The sequence below is a fragment of the Amycolatopsis sp. SID8362 genome (genome assembly GCF_010550475.1).
GTDB classification, from domain to species: Bacteria; Actinomycetota; Actinomycetes; order Mycobacteriales; family Pseudonocardiaceae; genus Amycolatopsis; species Amycolatopsis eburnea.
The window spans coordinates 1-14,491 of sequence record NZ_JAAGNB010000691.1; the positions used below are offsets into that span (position 1 = coordinate 1).

A 14,491-nucleotide genomic window follows, 5' to 3' on the forward strand; every position below is an offset into this window, starting at 1 on the left:
CGCGGCCGGGCCGGGCCCGATCGGGGTACCGGTGGCCAGGAGCGCGCAGTCTTCGGCCGCGGCGGCGCCGGCCAGCACGCGCGGGCCGTCGTGAGCTGGTGCCGGAGGCCGTCCGCGGTGGTGCAGACGCCGCTGGCGGCTTCGATCTGGGTGAGCCGCAGTTCGCGGTGCACGCGGACGCCGTCGGGGAGCGGGCCGTGGTGGCGGTACCGCGCCAGCACCCGTTCCGCGCACGCGGACGCGTGCCCGGTGCGCGGGTTGACGAGGAGGAACTCCTCTTCGACGCCCATCGTGGGCTGGCCGTCGGTCATGGCGGGCTCCTTCCGGGCGACGCTGGTGGCGGATACCCGCTCCGGCCGCGGAAACGCGTGCGGACCGGGGCGTGTTTGGCCACGAACGCGCACCGGGTAACTCAAGGCCATGACGACCGACGAACGGCGACGCGCGCCCGGATCCGACCCGCCGACGCACCGGCTGCCTTCACCGCGCGCGCCCGCCGACGGACTGGGCGGCCGCACCCGGTGGCGGACCGCCGACGCCGTCGTCATGGAGGTCACCGGCGAAATCGACGCCTGCACGGTGCCGCGGCTGGAAGCGGCCCTCGACGACCACCTCCGGACCGGTCCCGGGGTGCTGCGCCTCGACCTGGGCGAGGTGGGTTTCCTGGGTGCCGCCGGCCTCCGCGTGCTGCTGCGGGCCCACGAGCGGGCCACCGCCCTCGGCGTCCACCTCGTTCTCGACGCGGGCCGGTCGCACGCCGCCGCCCGCGCTCTCGCCCTCCTCGACCGGCTGCGCGCTTAGCCCGTCAGCAGGTCCACCACGTCTTCGGCGCGTTCCTTTTCCGCGAACCGGCGCCGCTGCCGGTCGGCGCCGCCGCCTTCGGTGGCCAGCCGCGCGATGCCTTCCCGCGCGAAGTCCAGGTCACCAGCCGCGTCCAGCGCGGCGGACGTCCGCTCGACCAGGGTGTCGAGCACCACCTTCGCCGGCGCCAGGTCCCCGCTGTCCGGGTGCGCGCAGCAGCCGGTGACGCCTTCGCGGGACGCGCGCCAGAGCTGGGCGCGCAGCACCTCGTTCGGCAACGTCGGCGGGGGCGCGTCGCCGGCCTGCGCGGTGGCGGCCAGTGCGCGGGCGAGCACGGCCAGGAGCACCGCTTCTTCGGGCGTCGCGGCGACGTCGGCGATGCGGAATTCGAGCGTCGGCTGCTTTTCCGACAGCCGGACGTCCCAGTAGATCATCCCGCGGTCGAGGATCGAGCCCGCGCGCAGCCACGCGTCGACGATGTTTTCGTACTCGTCGAGCGAGGCGAACGCCGGCGGCGGCCCGGCCGAGGGCCACCGGCTCCACTGCTGGTAGCGCCAGCTGCAGTAACCGGTGTCGTAGCCGTCGGAAATCGCCGAGTTCGCGGTGACCGTGAGCAGCGCGGGCAGCCACGGCCGGACCTGGTTCAGCACCCGGACGCCGGTTTCCTTGTCGGGGATGGCGACGTGCACGTGGCAGCCGCACGTGAGCGAAGTCCGCGCGGTGGCGCCGAAGTGCTCGGCCATCCGCTCGTAGCGCGGGTTCGGCGTGATGTCCGGCGGGTCCACTTCGGACAGCGGGGGCGCGCCGGCGGGCAGCAGCCGGCAGCCGCGGCGCCGGGCGGCCGCGGACAGGTCGTCGCGCATGCCGTGCAGCTGGCGCAGGGCCTCGGCGTGGGTCCGGCAGATGCCGGTGGCGGCCTCGGCCTGCGAGCGGGTCAGTTCGTGCTGCAGCTCGCCCTGCTCGTCGGCGGCCGCTTCGGCGGCGTCGACGACGTCGTCGCCGGACTGGGACAGGTGCCCGCGGCGGTCGACGACGAAGAACTCCTCTTCGACGCCGAAGGTCAGCACGTCGCCGGACGGTTCGTTCACCGGTGTTCTCCTGGGGTCGGAAGGACCGGTGGATACCCGCGGGGCGGATCGGGCAAACCGCGTTTTCGCCGCCGCACGGAGGGTATCCGGCCGGTCATGAACCCGAGCGTCACTTCATCGCCAGCGCTGCTGGCCGCCGATGCCGGTGCCACCGTGCACCGGCTGTCCCGCCGCGTGGGCGACGGGGAGCTCGTTCCCCCGGCCGAGCTGTACCGCGTGCTCGGCGCCCTGCGGCTGCTGGCCGACGACCTCACCCAGCTGCTGCCCGCCCTGCAGGGGCGGCTGGAGGACGGGCTGCTGTCCGGCCAGGTGGTCCGCCACGGCGGCGGGGACGCCGGGGCGGCGTGGGATTCGGTGGGTGAGGTCGGCCGGGCACTGGCGCACGCCGGGACCGTCGCCTTGCTGATGACGAAGGAACTCGAGAACTCCCAAGTCGCGCTGCGCGACCTGGCCACACCGTGAGGACACCGATGTCGACCGACGCGATCGTGCTGCTCAAGAACGACCACAAGACCGTGGAGAAGCTGTTCAAGGAATTCGAAAAGGCGGGGGAGGACGCGCACCGGGAGAAGCGCCGCATCGCCGACTCGATCATCGAGGAGCTCACCGTCCACGCCTACATCGAAGAGGAGATCTTCTACCCGGCCGCGCGGGAAGCCGTGCCGGAGACGAAGGACCACGTCCTGGAAAGCGTGGAGGAGCACCACGTCGTCGTGTGGATGCTGTCGGAGCTGCTGGGCATGGACCCGGCGGACGAGACCTTCGACGCGAAGGTCACGGTGCTCACCGAGAACGTCCGCCACCACGTCGAAGAGGAAGAAGACGAGTGGTTCCCCCAGGTCCGCTCGGCGATGGGCCGCAAGCGGCTGCAGGAACTGGGACAGCGGATGATCGACGCCCGGCCGGACGCGCCCAAGAACCCGTTGGAGCTCAAGAGCGCGAAGGCCTAGCGGCGGGCCACGACCCGGACCGACGTCAGCTCGGAGTCGGCCGGGTCGGGCAGCTCCATGCCCGCGCCGAGCCCGCTGCGGAGGTAGTCCAGGACCGGCCGGGTGATCACCTCGCCGGGCAGGACGCCGGGGGCGCCGGGCGGGTACGGCGTGATCATCTCCGCCGCGATCCGGCCGGGCGCGTCCTCGACCGGCACCTGTTCGGCCGGGCCGAAGAAGGCGTCACGCGGCAGCATCGCCGTCTCCAGCTCCAGTTCGGCCGGGGCCGGGATGTCCACCTTCGGCGGGGTCTCGAACGACGGCGCCGCCTTCAATAGGGCGCCGAGGGCGTCGACGAGCGTGCTCGCCGTCTCTTCGTCATCCGAATGGTTGAACTGGGCCACGATCCGGCGATGGTCGGACAGGCCGACGGTGACGCGCTGGTGCTCGCGCAGCCAGTCGGCGGCCTGGTAGCCGCTGATGCCCAGCGGCTCGAGGTCGAGCACCACCTTCAGCGGGTCGAGCGAGTCGGCGAGGTCCGGGCCGAGGAACTCGTCGTGCAGCACGGTGAGGCCCTGCTCGCCCAGCCGTCCGCGCACCGACTTCACCAGCCGCAGCGCCCCGTCGAGCAGCTGCTTGCCCTGTTCGGCCATCTGCCGCCGCCAGCCGTCGAGGCCGGCGTACACGAGCGAACTCGGGCTGGTCGTGCCGAGCAGGTCCTCCCGCGCCTTCAGCACGTTCGGGTCGACGCGGTCGCCCTGGAGGTGGAAGACCGAGCTCTGCTCGACCGCCGCACCCATCTTGTGCACGCTCGTGACGCACACGTCGGCGCCCGCGTCCATCCCCCACGGCGGGAGGCCGTCGTGGAAGGGCAGGTGCGCGCCCCACGCCTCGTCGACGATCAGCGGGATCCCCCGCTCGTGGCACCAGTCGGCGACCGCTCGGATGTCGCCGCAGGTGCCGTAGTCGGTCGGGGTCACCAGCAGCGCGCCCTTGACGTCGGAGTCGAGTTCGTAGGCCTCGGCGAACTCCCGCACGCCCGGCGGGTGGGTCAGTCCCTGCGCGGTGTCCCAGTGCGGCCGCACCCACACCGGCTCGACGCCGCTGACGATCAGGCCGGAGATCACCGACTTGTGGACGTGCCGCGGCACCAGCAGCTTCTCGTGCGGGCCGGCGACCGCGAGCATCGCGCTCTTCACCGAAAGCGAGCTGCCGCACGTCGAGAAGAAGGTGTGCTCGGCGCCGACCGCGTCGGCCATCAGCTCCTGGGCCCGCGCCAGCACGCCGCCGCGCATCAGCCGGTCGTCGAGGCCGTTGAGCGCGATGACGTCGGACTTGAACACCTCGGCGCCGACGACCGCCAGCACCCGCGGGTCGATACCGCGGCCCTGCTTGTGGCCGGGTGCGTTGAACGGGACGTATCCGGCGTGGTGGTAGTCGCGCAGGGCTTCCAGCACCGGTGCCTGGCTGTGGTCCATCGTCGGCGGGTAACCACCGGCACACCGGGTGAAACCCCTCGCTGGTGTGACCGGACGTGGTAGGGGTATTCCGGTGGGCATGGAGTGGCACGAGGAGCTGCACGAGCGGGCGGACGAGCGGGTCGAGCGGCTGGACGAACGGCTGTGGGCGGTCGCCACCGCGCTGCACGAGCACCCGGAACTGTCCTATGAGGAGCACGCGGCGGCGGAACGCCTGACGCGGGAGCTGGCCGACGACGGCTTCGAGGTGGAGCGGGGCGTCGCCGGGCTGCCGACGGCGTTCACCGCGCGGGCCGGCGACGGGCGGCCGTGCGTCGCGCTGCTGCTGGAATACGACGCGCTGCCCGGGCTGGGGCACGCCTGCGGGCACAACCTCATCGCCGCGGCCGGGCTCGGGGCCGCGCTGGCGGCTCGCGAGGTCCTGGCGGACAACCCGGGCTCGCTGCTCGTGGTCGGCTGCCCCGCGGAGGAACGCGGTGGCGGCAAGGTCGCGCTCGCCGAAGCCGGTGTCTTCGCCGAGGTGGATGCGGCGCTGATGGTCCACCCCGGCGTCCACTCGTGGTCGTGGGCCCCGCTGACCGCGCAGGTGGAGGTGAAGGTGACCTTCCACGGCCGCGCCGCGCACCCGACCGGCGACCCGGAGGCGGGCATCGACGCCCTCGCCGCGCTGATCCAGATGTTCGGCGCGATGGCCGCGCTGCGCCAGCGCCTGCCCGCGGGCTCGCACATCCAGGGCATCATCACCCACGGCGGCGAGGCGACGAACATCGTGCCGGACCGCGCCGAGGGCCGCTTCGGGCTGCGCGCGCTGACGACCGGCGCGCTGGACAGCCTGGTCGAGGACGTGACGGCGGGCGCGCAGGGCGCGGCGCTGGCGACCGGCGCGAAGGTGGACGTCGAACGCGTCGGCCGCGGCTACGCGCACTTCCGCGACAACCCGGTGCTGTCCGAGCGGTTCACCGAGCACCTGGCCGCGTGCGGCATCCACGCCACCCCGCCGGCCCCGGGGGTCTACCTCGGCTCGTCGGACGTCGGCGACGTCAGCGTCCGGGTCCCGGCGATCCACCCGTTCGTCGCGATCACGGCGGAGGAGTACGCCGACCACACCCCCGAGTTCGCGGCCGCGGCGGCCAGCCCCCGCGGCCGCTCGGCGATGCTGGCCTCGGCGGCGGCCCTGGCGCGCACGGCGATCGACCTGCGCACCCACCCGGCCCTGGTCAGCCAGGCGTGGGACTGCTTCCACGACCAGGCGCGGACCGGGCACTGACCGGGCGGCGCAGCAGCCGCTCCACGTGGTTCATCGCTTCCCGGCCCTCCGGGATGGCTTGCATCAGCCAGTTGTGGAACATCCCGGGGTACTCGCGGTAGTCCAGCTCCGTCCCGGCCTCCCGCGCCCGTTCCCGGAACCGGCGGCAGTCCGGCAGCAGGACGTCGCGCGTGCCGATGAACAGCGTGATCGGCGCGAGGCCGCCGAGGTCGGCGTGGATCGGGCTGACGCGCGGGTCGTGCGGGGTGGTGCCTTCGGCGTACATCCGGCCCGCCTCCCGCAGCCCGGCGATGCCGAGCATCGGGTCGGTCTCGTCCAGCAGCTCCGAAACCGGGTCCTCCAGCAGGACGTCCAGCCACGGCGAGTACAGCACCAGCCGTTCGGGCTGCGGCCGCCCGGCCGCGCGCAGGTCCTGGGCGATCGCCAGGGCGAGCGACCCGCCCGCGGAGTCGCCGGAGACCACGACGCGCCCGGCGTCGATCCCGTCGTAGGCCGCCTGCACCATCGGGATCGTGGCCGTGTGGTCGTGGTGCGGGACCAGCGGGTACACCGGCAGCGTCACCGCACAGCCCAGCCGCGACACCAGGTCGGCGGCGTACTTCCAGTGGTGCTTCTCGACCTGCTCGACGAACCCGCCGCCGTGCAGGTGCAGGACGTGCAGGTCGGTCGAGACGCCGTCGCGCGGCCGGAAGGTGAAGCACGGGAAGCCGTGCACCTCGCGCCGCTCGACGTCGCACCGCCGCCGGACCTTCCGCGGCGGCCGGGCCATCGACGGCTTCTGGTGCCGGGGCAACCGGTGGTGCAGCGCCGAAGCGTTGTCGTAGAACCGTTTCTGGCCCGACGCCCGCAGCAGCGCCATCCGTACCTTCGCCTGCACGCTGACCACACCGCACTCCTTCCGTCCGCACCCGGTTACCCGGGCGCGGACGGCGCCTAACTAGGCGATGGAGGTGTAGTGCGAGGCGTCACCTTCGAGCGACTCGCTCGGCCGCCCGTCGATGCCCGCCGGGACGTCGCCGGCCACCGTGACGCGGTTGAGACGGCGGGGGAGGCCGTCGTAGTTGTCGATCGCGTAGTGCTGCGTGATCCGGTTGTCGAACAGCACCAGCTGGTTCGGCTCCCACGCCACGCGCACGACGTTCTCCGGTCGCGTCACGTAGGACTGCAGCAGCCGCAGCAGGTCCCGCGACTCGGTGACCGACAGGCCCTCGATCCGCTGCGCGAAGCCGCCGATGAACAGCCCGCGCTCGCCGGTCACCGGGTGCACCCGCACCACCGGGTGCACGGTCCGGTACTTGCGCGAGACGAACTGGGCGCGGCGGGCCTGCTCCTTCTCGTCCACCGTCTCCGGCGGCTGGACGTAGTCGTAGTCGTTGGTGTGCACCGCGCGCAGCGTGTCGGCGAACGCCCGCAGCGGTTCGGGCAGGTCGCGGTAGGCCGCCGCGGCGTTCGCGATCAGCGTTTCCCCGCCGTAGGGCGGCACCACGAGGCTGCGCAGGGTGCTGGCCCGCGGCGGGTTGAGCACGAAGGTGACGTCGGTGTGCCAGTGGTTGGCGCGGCCCTGCTCGCTGTCGACGGGCAGGATCGTCGGGGCGCCGTCGACGGCGGGCACCGTCGGGTGCGCCTTGGTCAGCTCGCCGAAGTGCGCGGCGAAGCGCTGCTGGCCCTCGTCGTCGAGCTCGACGCCCCGGAACACCAGCGCCTTGTGCTCGTGCAGCGCTTCGGTCAGGAAGGCGACCTGGGACTCGTCGAGGTCGCCGGTCGGGTCGAAGCCGACGATCTCGGCGCCGATCCTCCCGGTGATCTTGCGGACGTCGGTGCTGATGGCGGTCATGCGGGCTCCTTGACTCGGGTGACGGGACGCGCGAGCCCGTAGTGCTCGCGCAAGGTGGTGCCGGAGTACTCGGTGCGGAACAGCCCGCGCCGCTGCAGCTCCGGGACGACGAGGTCGACGAAGTCGTCGAGCCCGCCGGGCAGGGTGGGCGGCATGACGTTGAAGCCGTCGGCGGCGCCGCCGGTGAACCACGCCTCCAGCTCGTCGGCGACCTGGACCGGCGTGCCGGCGAAGACGCGGTGCCCGCGCCCGCCCGCCAGCCGTTCCAGGAGCTGCCGGATGGTGAGGTCTTCGCGCCGGGCCAGGCCGACCACCAGCTCGAACCGGCTCTGGCCGCCCTCGGTGAAGCTGCCGACCTCCGGCAGCGGCCCGTCCAGCGGGTAGCCGGAGACGTCGTGGTCGAGCATCTTCGACAGCTGCCGCAGCCCGTAGTCCGGCGTGATCAGCGCGTTCAGCTCGGCTTCCCGTTCGCGCGCCTCGGCTTCCGTGCGGCCGAGGATGGGGGAGATGCCGGGCAGGATCTTGATCTCGTCCGTGCTACGGCCGTACTTCGCGAGCCTGCCTTTGACGTCGTCGTAGAACGCCTTACCTTCGGCGAACGTCTGCTGCGCGGTGAACACGGCTTCGGCGTGCCGGGCCGCGTACTCCTTGCCGGTCTCCGACGACCCGGCCTGCACGAGCAGCGGGTGGCCCTGTGGCGGGCGTTCGATGTTGAGCGGCCCGTGCACCTGGAAGTGCGGGCCGTCGTGCTCGATCGCCCGGATGCGGTCGGTGTCGGCGTAGATCCCGCTCGCCCGGTCGACGAGCGCGGCGTCGTCGTCCCAGCTGTCCCAGAGCTTCTTGACGACGTCGATGAACTCGTCCGCGCGTTCGTAGCGGGCCGCGTGCGACGGCCGCTTGGCCAGGTTGAAGTTGCGGGCCTCGTCGATGCCCGCCGAGGTGACGATGTTCCAGCCCGCGCGGCCGCCGGAGAGGTGGTCGAGCGAGGCGAACTTGCGGGCGAGGTGGTAGGGCTCGTTGTAGGTCGTGGACGCGGTCGCGATGAGTCCGATGTGGACCGTGCTGGCGGCCAGCGCCGAAAGCAGCGTCAGCGGTTCGAAGTGGCTGTGGGAGTTGTGCTTCACGTTGCCCCACAGGGCGACGCCGTCGGCGAGGAAGAGCGAATCGAGCTTGCCGCGCTCGGCCGTCCGCGCGATGTCGGCGTAGTGGCGCAGCGTCCGGGCGCGGACCGGGTCGGTCGAGGGGTGCCGCCACGCGGCTTCGTGGTGGCCGTTCGGCATCACGAACGCGTTGAGGTGCATCATGCTTTCTCCTTGGGGCGCCAGGTCGAGAACCGCCGTTCGAGCGCGACGAAGCCCTGGTTGACGAGCACGCCGAGCAGCGAGACCGCGATGATCCCGGCGTACATCTGGGGGATGAGGAAGTTCACCTGCGTGGTGTTGATCAGGTAGCCGAGCCCGGCCTTCGCGCCGACCATTTCGGCGGCGACCAGCACCAGGATCGAGTAGGACGCCGCCATCCGGATGCCGGTGAACACCGTCGGCACCGCGGACGGCAGGATCACCTTCCGGAACAGCCGCGGGCTCGACAGCCCGAGCGAGCGGGCCGCCTTGACCAGCAGCGGGTCGACGGTGTGCACGCCGGCGATCGTGTTGAGCAGCACCGGCCACACGCAGGCGTAGACCACGAGGCTGACCTTGGACAGCTCGCCGATGCCCAGCAGCAGCGTGAACACCGGGAGCAGGGCCAGCGCGGCGGTGTTGCGGGCCAGTTCCAGCAGCGGCTGCAGGAACCGGGCGACCGGCCGGTACCAGCCGATCAGCAGCCCGAGCGGGACCGCGACGGCGACGGCGATCGCGAACCCGGCGGCCGACCGGCCGATGCTGGCCAGCAGGTGCTCGGCCAGCTGGCCGTCGAGGATGAGCTCCCAGAGCGCTTGGAGGTCCTCCGACAGCGGCGGCAGGAACGTCCGCGTGCTTTCGTCGAGGACGAACCGGGGGACCAGCTCCCACAGCGCCACGAACAGCGCGACCGCCGCGGACGCGTGCACCGCGCGGGTGAGCTTTCCGGCGAGCCGGCGCGGCTTCGGTGGCGGGGCCTCGGGTCCTTTGTGGACTGCCGGGGCTTCGAGGGTGGTCGTCATCGCACCGCGCTCCGTTCGTGTTCGGCCGCCTTGCGGACTTCGTCGTGCAGCAGTTCCCAGAGCCGGTGGCGCTGCCTGCCGAACGCCGGGTCGGAGCGGACGTCGCCGGTGCGGTCGCCGAGGTCGACGTCGACGACGGCCTTGAGCCGGCCCGGCCGCGACGTCAGCACGGCGACCCGCTGTCCCAAGTAGACGGCTTCGTCGATGCCGTGGGTGATGAACACGATCGTCTTGCCGGTGCGGCGCCAGATCCGCAGCAGCTCCTCCTGCAGCTGCTCGCGGGTCTGCGCGTCGAGCGCGGCGAACGGCTCGTCCATCAGCAGCACCGCCGGGTCGTAGGCGAGGCTGCGGGCGATCGCGACCCGCTGCTTCATCCCGCCGGACAGCTCGTGCGGGTAGCGGTCCTCGAAGCCGGAAAGCCCGACCAGGTCGAGGTATTCGCGGGCCCGCTCCGCGCGCTGCCGCTTGCCGAGCGGGCCGCCTTCGAGGCCGAACTCGACGTTCGCGCGGGCGGTGCGCCACGGGAACAGCGCGTACTGCTGGAAGACGACGCCGCGGTCGAGGCCGGGGCCGCGCACCGGCTCGCCGTCGATGAGCACCTTGCCGGACGTCGGCGTGGTGAGCCCGCCGAGCAGGTCCAGCAGCGTCGACTTGCCCGACCCGCTGGGCCCGACGAGGGAGAGGAACGTGCCGTCGGCGATGTCGAGGGAGACGTCGTCGAGGGCGGTGAGGGCGCCGAAGGCCTTGGTCACCGAGCGGAGGGCGATCACTTGGTCACCGCCGGGGCGCCGTCGCGGTAGGGGTTGAACTCGTTGGTGTAGAGCTTCGAAGTGTCGATCTTGTCGCCCTTGAGGTAGCCCTGCTGCTTCAGCCACGGCTCCCAGAGCGTGTAGTCCTGGTCGGAGATCAGCCCGCCGCGGGTGAGGCCGACGCTCTTCCAGTACTTGAGCGTCTCGGTGCTTTCGTTGCGGCCACGGGCTTGGATGATCTTCGTGAAGCGGGCGATCACCTGGTCGCGGGGAGTGGTGCGTTCCCATTCGATGGCGCGGGCCACGGCGGAGACGAAGATCTTCGTGGTCTCCGGGTACTTCTTGATGAAGTCGGTGCGCAGCACGTACGGCCCGCCGTTGTACGGGCCGAACGCCTGGACGTCGCTGAAGAGCGGGCGAATGCCGCCGGCGGCTAGGGCGTGGTCCTGCAGGACGCCCTGCAGCGCGGCGACGTCGAGCTGGCCGTTGCGCAGTGCCTGCTCGGCGTTCACCGGCGGGATGACGACCAGCTGGACCTGCTTGATCTCGTCGCCGGTCAGGCCCTGCCCCTTCAGCCACGTGTCGAGCGCGGCTTCCAGGTTCGCGCCCGCGGTGTTGACGCCGACCTTCTTGCCGATCAGGTCGCGGGCGGTCCGGATCGGACTGTCCTCTTTGGTGTAGAAGCCGATGAACGCCTTGGCGTCGGAGCCGTAGTAGTTGACGACCGCCTTGACCGGCGCGCCGGCTTCGACGAGCTTCACGACCGCGCCGGTGAAGGCACCGCCGAAGTCGGTCTGGTCGGTGGCCGCGGACTGGATGTCCTGCGGGCCACTGATCGTGTTGCCGACCCACTTCAGCTTGACCGGGCCGAAGTAGCCCAGGTCTTCGGCGAGTTCGGGCAGGCTCACGGCGTTGGCGTTGCCCTGGTAGCGCAGCTCCAGCTTCTCGGGTTGCCCGGGCGCACCGGTGGCCGTCGCCGAAGCGCAGCCGGCCAGCAGCGCGGCGGCGAAGGCGAGCAAGGGCAAGGTTTTCTTCACGGTGGTTTCGTCCGTTCCGGGAGTCGGCGGGGTTGCGAGCAATTGTTCGCGGACGCCGGACGGAGGGTCAATTTTGCGAGTTCGTGAAATAACTCGGGTCGTCGTAGAGGAGGTCGAGCAGGACCGCGCCGCCGGCGGTGGCCAGCTCCGTGCCCGGGAAGCTCGTTCCCAGCACGGTTTCCGCGGTGTCAAGGCGACGGGAGCGTTCGCCGACCTCGTCCCGGATGACGGGAAGGCAGCCGGGCACCACCGCGATGCTCCGGTCGACCACCACGAGCACGGCCGGGTTGAGCACGTCGAGCAGGAGTGCGGCCGCCTGGCCGATGAGCCGCGCGCGGTCGTGGAACAGCCGCACCGCCGCGGTTTCCCCGGCCGCCGCGAGCGCGAGCAGGTCCGGAAAGGGCATGCCCGCTTTGCGCGCGAGGGTCGCTTCCGAGACGGTGGCTTCGAGACAGCCGGTCCGCCCGCACCGGCACGCCTCGGCGCTGTCGTCGACCGGCAGGTGCGCGACCGCGCCGGCGGCCGAGCGCGGCCCGTGGTGCACCGTGCCGCCGGTCGCGAACGCGGCGTCGACGACATTGCCGGTGAACAACTGCACGACGCTTTCGCGCGCCCGCGGGTGCCCGAAGAGCTGTTCGGCGTGCACCAGCGAGCGCGCGTGGCCGTCGACCGCGACGGTGAGCCCGGTGGAAGCGGCGAGCAGGTCGCGCACCGGGACGTCCCGCCAGCCCAGCAGCGGGTGTTCCACGACGGTGCCGGACGCGCGGTCGACCCAGCCCCCGGTGGCGACCCCGAGCCCGAGCGGCTCGCGGTCCGGCGCGTGCCCGAGCAGGAGATCGTCGAGGATCTCGGCGGCCCGCGCGAGCACGTCTTCGGGGGCGAGGCCATCGTGCGGTTCTTCGTGCTGTACCAGGACGTTCCCGCGCACGTCGAGCAGCGCGACGGTGGCGTGATGCACGGCCAGGTGCAGCGCGCCGGCGACGTGCCGCCCGGTGTCGAGGTCGACCGGCACGTGCGGCCGCCCGACGCGCTTTTCGGTTTCCGGCAGTTCGTGAAGCAGGCCGAGCCGGAGCAGCTCGGCGGTGTGCCCGCTGACGGCGGCGGCGGACAACCCGGTCCGGCGCGCGATGGTGCTGCGCGCGATCGGTCCCGCGTCGAGGATCGCGCGCAGGACGGCACTCGCACTGGCACTGCGGCGGGCGCCGCGCGCGTCCGTCCTCTGTGGAGCGTCGGCCCGGGCCGTCATGGCCTGATGGTGGCAGACGGCGGGGAGTGAGCCCAGCGTGCCCAGGATGTGGGTCGCGGCCGGAGCCTCGACCGGCTCGTTCGCGTTGCTCGCGTCGCCCAGCGAGCGGGTGACCGGCCGCAGGTCGGCCGCGTGGTCTGCCCGGCGGCGCGGGGATGTCGTGAAAGGGTCATTCATGTCGTCTGGCGACAGGGTCCCGGCAAAGTCGCGCGCCGGCGAGCGGGTGACCGGCCGCAGGCCGGCCGCGTGGTCTGTCCGGCGGCGCGGGGATGTCGTGAATGGGTCATTCATGTCGTCTGGTGAGGTGAATGACTCTTTCATGTCGTCGCGGATGGGCGGATCGGCCGTGCTACCCGACTTTGCCGGGCCCCTGTCGTCTGGCGAGGTGAATGACTCTTTCATGACATCCGCGACCCGCAGCTCCCCGCTTGACGCATACCCATATCGGCATATGATGACTCGCGTGGCCCGAGCAGCGACGACAACCGACACCTTCAACGCGGTCGCCGAACCCCGGCGGCGGCAGATCCTCGACGTCCTCCGCGACGGCGAGCGGTCCGTCGGCGACCTCGTGGACCTGCTCGGCCTGGCCCAGCCCCAGGTGTCCAAGCACCTGCGGGTACTGCGGGAGGTGGGCGCGGTCGACGTGCGCGGCGACGGCCGCCAGCGGCTGTACCGGCTCAACGGGCCCGCGCTCAAGCCGATCCACGACTGGGTGCGGCAGTACGAGCGGGCGTGGGCCGGGCGGTTCGACCTGATGGACGACGTCCTCGAGGAACTCAAGGAACAGGAGCACTGACGTGGAGATCACCACCCCCGCCGACGACCAGATCCTCATCACGCGCGAGTTCGACGCGCCCCGGCACCTCGTCTACCGCGTCTGGACCACGCCCGAGCTGGTGCGCCGCTGGTGGAGCGGCCACCACGGGACCACCACCGAAGTCGAGCTGGACCTGCGCCCCGGCGGCCGCTGGCGGTACGTGATCAAGACGGACGACGGCGCCGAAGTCGGCTTCCACGGCGAGTACCGCGAAGTCGTGCCGGACGAACGGCTCGTCTACACCGAGGTCTTCGAGCAGCCGGGCGTGCCCCTCGACTCGGTGGACGGGCCGCTCAACACCGTCACCTTCACCGCGCTCGACGGCGACCGCACCCTGCTGCGGCTGCTCACCGAGACCGGGAGCAAGGAACTGCGCGACACCATCCTGCAGTCCGGCATGGAGGTCGGCGCCCGGGAGCAGATGGTGCTCATCCAGGAGCTGGCGGACTCCCTGCGTTAGCGGCGCGGAGGAACCGCTCGCCCGTTTTCGCCAGTTCCGCGGCCAGCTCCGGCGCGTCGAGCACCTCGAAGTCCACTTCGAGCAGCCCGAGGTACAACCCGAGCATCGCCGCGTTGTCCGAGCCGACCTCCGCGACGCAGCGGTCCGGGCCTTCCGGCGTCACCTCGACCGCGATCGGCAGCCGCGCGCGGACGTGGTCCATCGAAGCGTGCAGCCGGACCCGGGCGTGGAACCGCCAGGTCGCGGCGCCCGCGCTGCGCTGGACGAACCGCGCCACGTCGCCCTCGGGCGGCTCGCGCGGGGTGAAGCGCGGGCCGTTCGGCACCTTCGGCGTCATGCGGTCGACGCGGAAGGTGCGCCAGTCGTCCCGCGCGATGTCCCACGCGACGAGGTACCAGCGCCGTGACCAGCTGACCAGTCGGTGCGGCTCGACTTCGCGGCGGCTCGGCTCGCGATGGTGGCTCAGGTAGTCGAAGCGCAGCCGCTCGCTCGCCCGGATGGCCGCCGCGATCGCGGTCAGCACCTCGGCGTCGACGGCCGGGCCGGCGCCGGGTACCGACACCGTCGCGGCTTCCAGGGCCTGGACGCGGTGCCGCAGCCGTGCCGGCAGGACCTGCTCCAGCTTGGCGAGCGCGCGCA

The 14,491-nt window shown here is 72.1% G+C and carries 16 protein-coding genes and 1 pseudogene; 6 read left to right on the plus strand and 11 right to left on the minus strand.

Going from position 1 to position 14,491, the window contains the following annotated elements; genetic code table 11:
* Positions 1-311, minus strand: a pseudogene (locus G3I65_RS21150) (hypothetical protein); the annotation flags it as partial.
* Between the two features lie 109 nt (positions 312-420).
* On the opposite strand from G3I65_RS21150, the gene G3I65_RS21155 reads away from it, so the two are divergent.
* Positions 421-801, plus strand: a complete 381-nt coding sequence (locus G3I65_RS21155; protein WP_160697643.1) for an STAS domain-containing protein — start codon at positions 421-423, stop codon at positions 799-801.
* On the opposite strand, the gene G3I65_RS21160 is transcribed toward G3I65_RS21155, so the two are convergent.
* Positions 798-1,889 carry a glutamate--cysteine ligase gene (locus G3I65_RS21160; protein ID WP_160697644.1) on the minus strand — a complete coding sequence of 364 codons (1,092 nt, stop codon included), beginning with the start codon at positions 1,887-1,889 and terminating at the stop codon, positions 798-800. The two genes, G3I65_RS21155 and G3I65_RS21160, sit on opposite strands and share 4 nt — an antisense overlap.
* A gap of 96 nt (positions 1,890-1,985) precedes the next feature.
* Between G3I65_RS21160 and G3I65_RS21165 the strand changes: the two genes are divergently transcribed.
* The gene (locus tag G3I65_RS21165) at positions 1,986-2,351 is read left to right on the plus strand and encodes a hypothetical protein (protein WP_160697645.1); all 366 of its coding nucleotides are present in this window, start codon (positions 1,986-1,988) and stop codon (positions 2,349-2,351) included.
* Between the two features lie 8 nt (positions 2,352-2,359).
* Positions 2,360-2,839, plus strand: coding sequence for a hemerythrin domain-containing protein (locus tag G3I65_RS21170; protein ID WP_160697646.1), 480 nt, complete (start codon positions 2,360-2,362; stop codon positions 2,837-2,839).
* On the opposite strand, the gene G3I65_RS21175 is transcribed toward G3I65_RS21170, so the two are convergent.
* Complete coding sequence (locus G3I65_RS21175) at positions 2,836-4,296, minus strand: aminotransferase class I/II-fold pyridoxal phosphate-dependent enzyme (RefSeq protein WP_160697647.1); 1,461 nt, start codon at positions 4,294-4,296, stop codon at positions 2,836-2,838. The genes G3I65_RS21170 and G3I65_RS21175 overlap by 4 nt on opposite strands.
* Before the next feature lie 79 nt (positions 4,297-4,375).
* Between G3I65_RS21175 and G3I65_RS21180 the strand changes: the two genes are divergently transcribed.
* Positions 4,376-5,563 carry an amidohydrolase gene (locus tag G3I65_RS21180; protein ID WP_160697648.1) on the plus strand — a complete coding sequence of 396 codons (1,188 nt, stop codon included), beginning with the start codon at positions 4,376-4,378 and terminating at the stop codon, positions 5,561-5,563.
* Here G3I65_RS21180 and G3I65_RS21185 read toward each other — a convergent pair.
* The 7 genes from G3I65_RS21185 to G3I65_RS21215 all read right to left on the minus strand — a co-directional run bounded on the left by G3I65_RS21185 (position 5,514) and on the right by G3I65_RS21215 (position 12,572).
* Positions 5,514-6,449 (minus strand): alpha/beta hydrolase, encoded by a 936-nt coding sequence (locus tag G3I65_RS21185; protein ID WP_160697649.1) that lies wholly within the window; start codon positions 6,447-6,449, stop codon positions 5,514-5,516. The two genes, G3I65_RS21180 and G3I65_RS21185, sit on opposite strands and share 50 nt — an antisense overlap.
* 51 nt (positions 6,450-6,500) lie before the next feature.
* On the minus strand, positions 6,501-7,397 hold the full coding sequence (locus G3I65_RS21190; protein WP_160697650.1) for a TauD/TfdA family dioxygenase: 897 nt from the start codon (positions 7,395-7,397) through the stop codon (positions 6,501-6,503).
* The gene (locus G3I65_RS21195; RefSeq protein WP_160697651.1) at positions 7,394-8,701 is read right to left on the minus strand and encodes an LLM class flavin-dependent oxidoreductase; all 1,308 of its coding nucleotides are present in this window, start codon (positions 8,699-8,701) and stop codon (positions 7,394-7,396) included. The genes G3I65_RS21190 and G3I65_RS21195 overlap by 4 nt, the downstream gene beginning before the upstream one ends.
* Positions 8,698-9,540 (minus strand): ABC transporter permease, encoded by an 843-nt coding sequence (locus G3I65_RS21200; protein ID WP_160697652.1) that lies wholly within the window; start codon positions 9,538-9,540, stop codon positions 8,698-8,700. Before G3I65_RS21200 ends, G3I65_RS21195 begins: the two co-directional genes overlap by 4 nt.
* On the minus strand, positions 9,537-10,310 hold the full coding sequence (locus G3I65_RS21205; protein WP_160697653.1) for an ABC transporter ATP-binding protein: 774 nt from the start codon (positions 10,308-10,310) through the stop codon (positions 9,537-9,539). Before G3I65_RS21205 ends, G3I65_RS21200 begins: the two co-directional genes overlap by 4 nt.
* The gene (locus tag G3I65_RS21210; RefSeq protein ID WP_160697654.1) at positions 10,307-11,326 is read right to left on the minus strand and encodes an ABC transporter substrate-binding protein; all 1,020 of its coding nucleotides are present in this window, start codon (positions 11,324-11,326) and stop codon (positions 10,307-10,309) included. The genes G3I65_RS21205 and G3I65_RS21210 overlap by 4 nt, the downstream gene beginning before the upstream one ends.
* Before the next feature lie 67 nt (positions 11,327-11,393).
* Complete coding sequence (locus G3I65_RS21215; protein ID WP_160697658.1) at positions 11,394-12,572, minus strand: ROK family protein; 1,179 nt, start codon at positions 12,570-12,572, stop codon at positions 11,394-11,396.
* Between the two features lie 463 nt (positions 12,573-13,035).
* On the opposite strand from G3I65_RS21215, the gene G3I65_RS21220 reads away from it, so the two are divergent.
* Together G3I65_RS21220 and G3I65_RS21225 are read left to right on the plus strand one after the other, a co-directional pair.
* Positions 13,036-13,371 carry a helix-turn-helix transcriptional regulator gene (locus G3I65_RS21220; protein ID WP_160697655.1) on the plus strand — a complete coding sequence of 112 codons (336 nt, stop codon included), beginning with the start codon at positions 13,036-13,038 and terminating at the stop codon, positions 13,369-13,371.
* Between the two features lies 1 nt (position 13,372).
* The gene (locus G3I65_RS21225) at positions 13,373-13,852 is read left to right on the plus strand and encodes an SRPBCC family protein (protein WP_160697656.1); all 480 of its coding nucleotides are present in this window, start codon (positions 13,373-13,375) and stop codon (positions 13,850-13,852) included.
* On the opposite strand, the gene G3I65_RS21230 is transcribed toward G3I65_RS21225, so the two are convergent.
* The coding region (locus G3I65_RS21230; protein WP_160697657.1) for a YafY family protein at positions 13,821-14,491 on the minus strand (671 nt) is incomplete at its 5' end. The two genes, G3I65_RS21225 and G3I65_RS21230, sit on opposite strands and share 32 nt — an antisense overlap.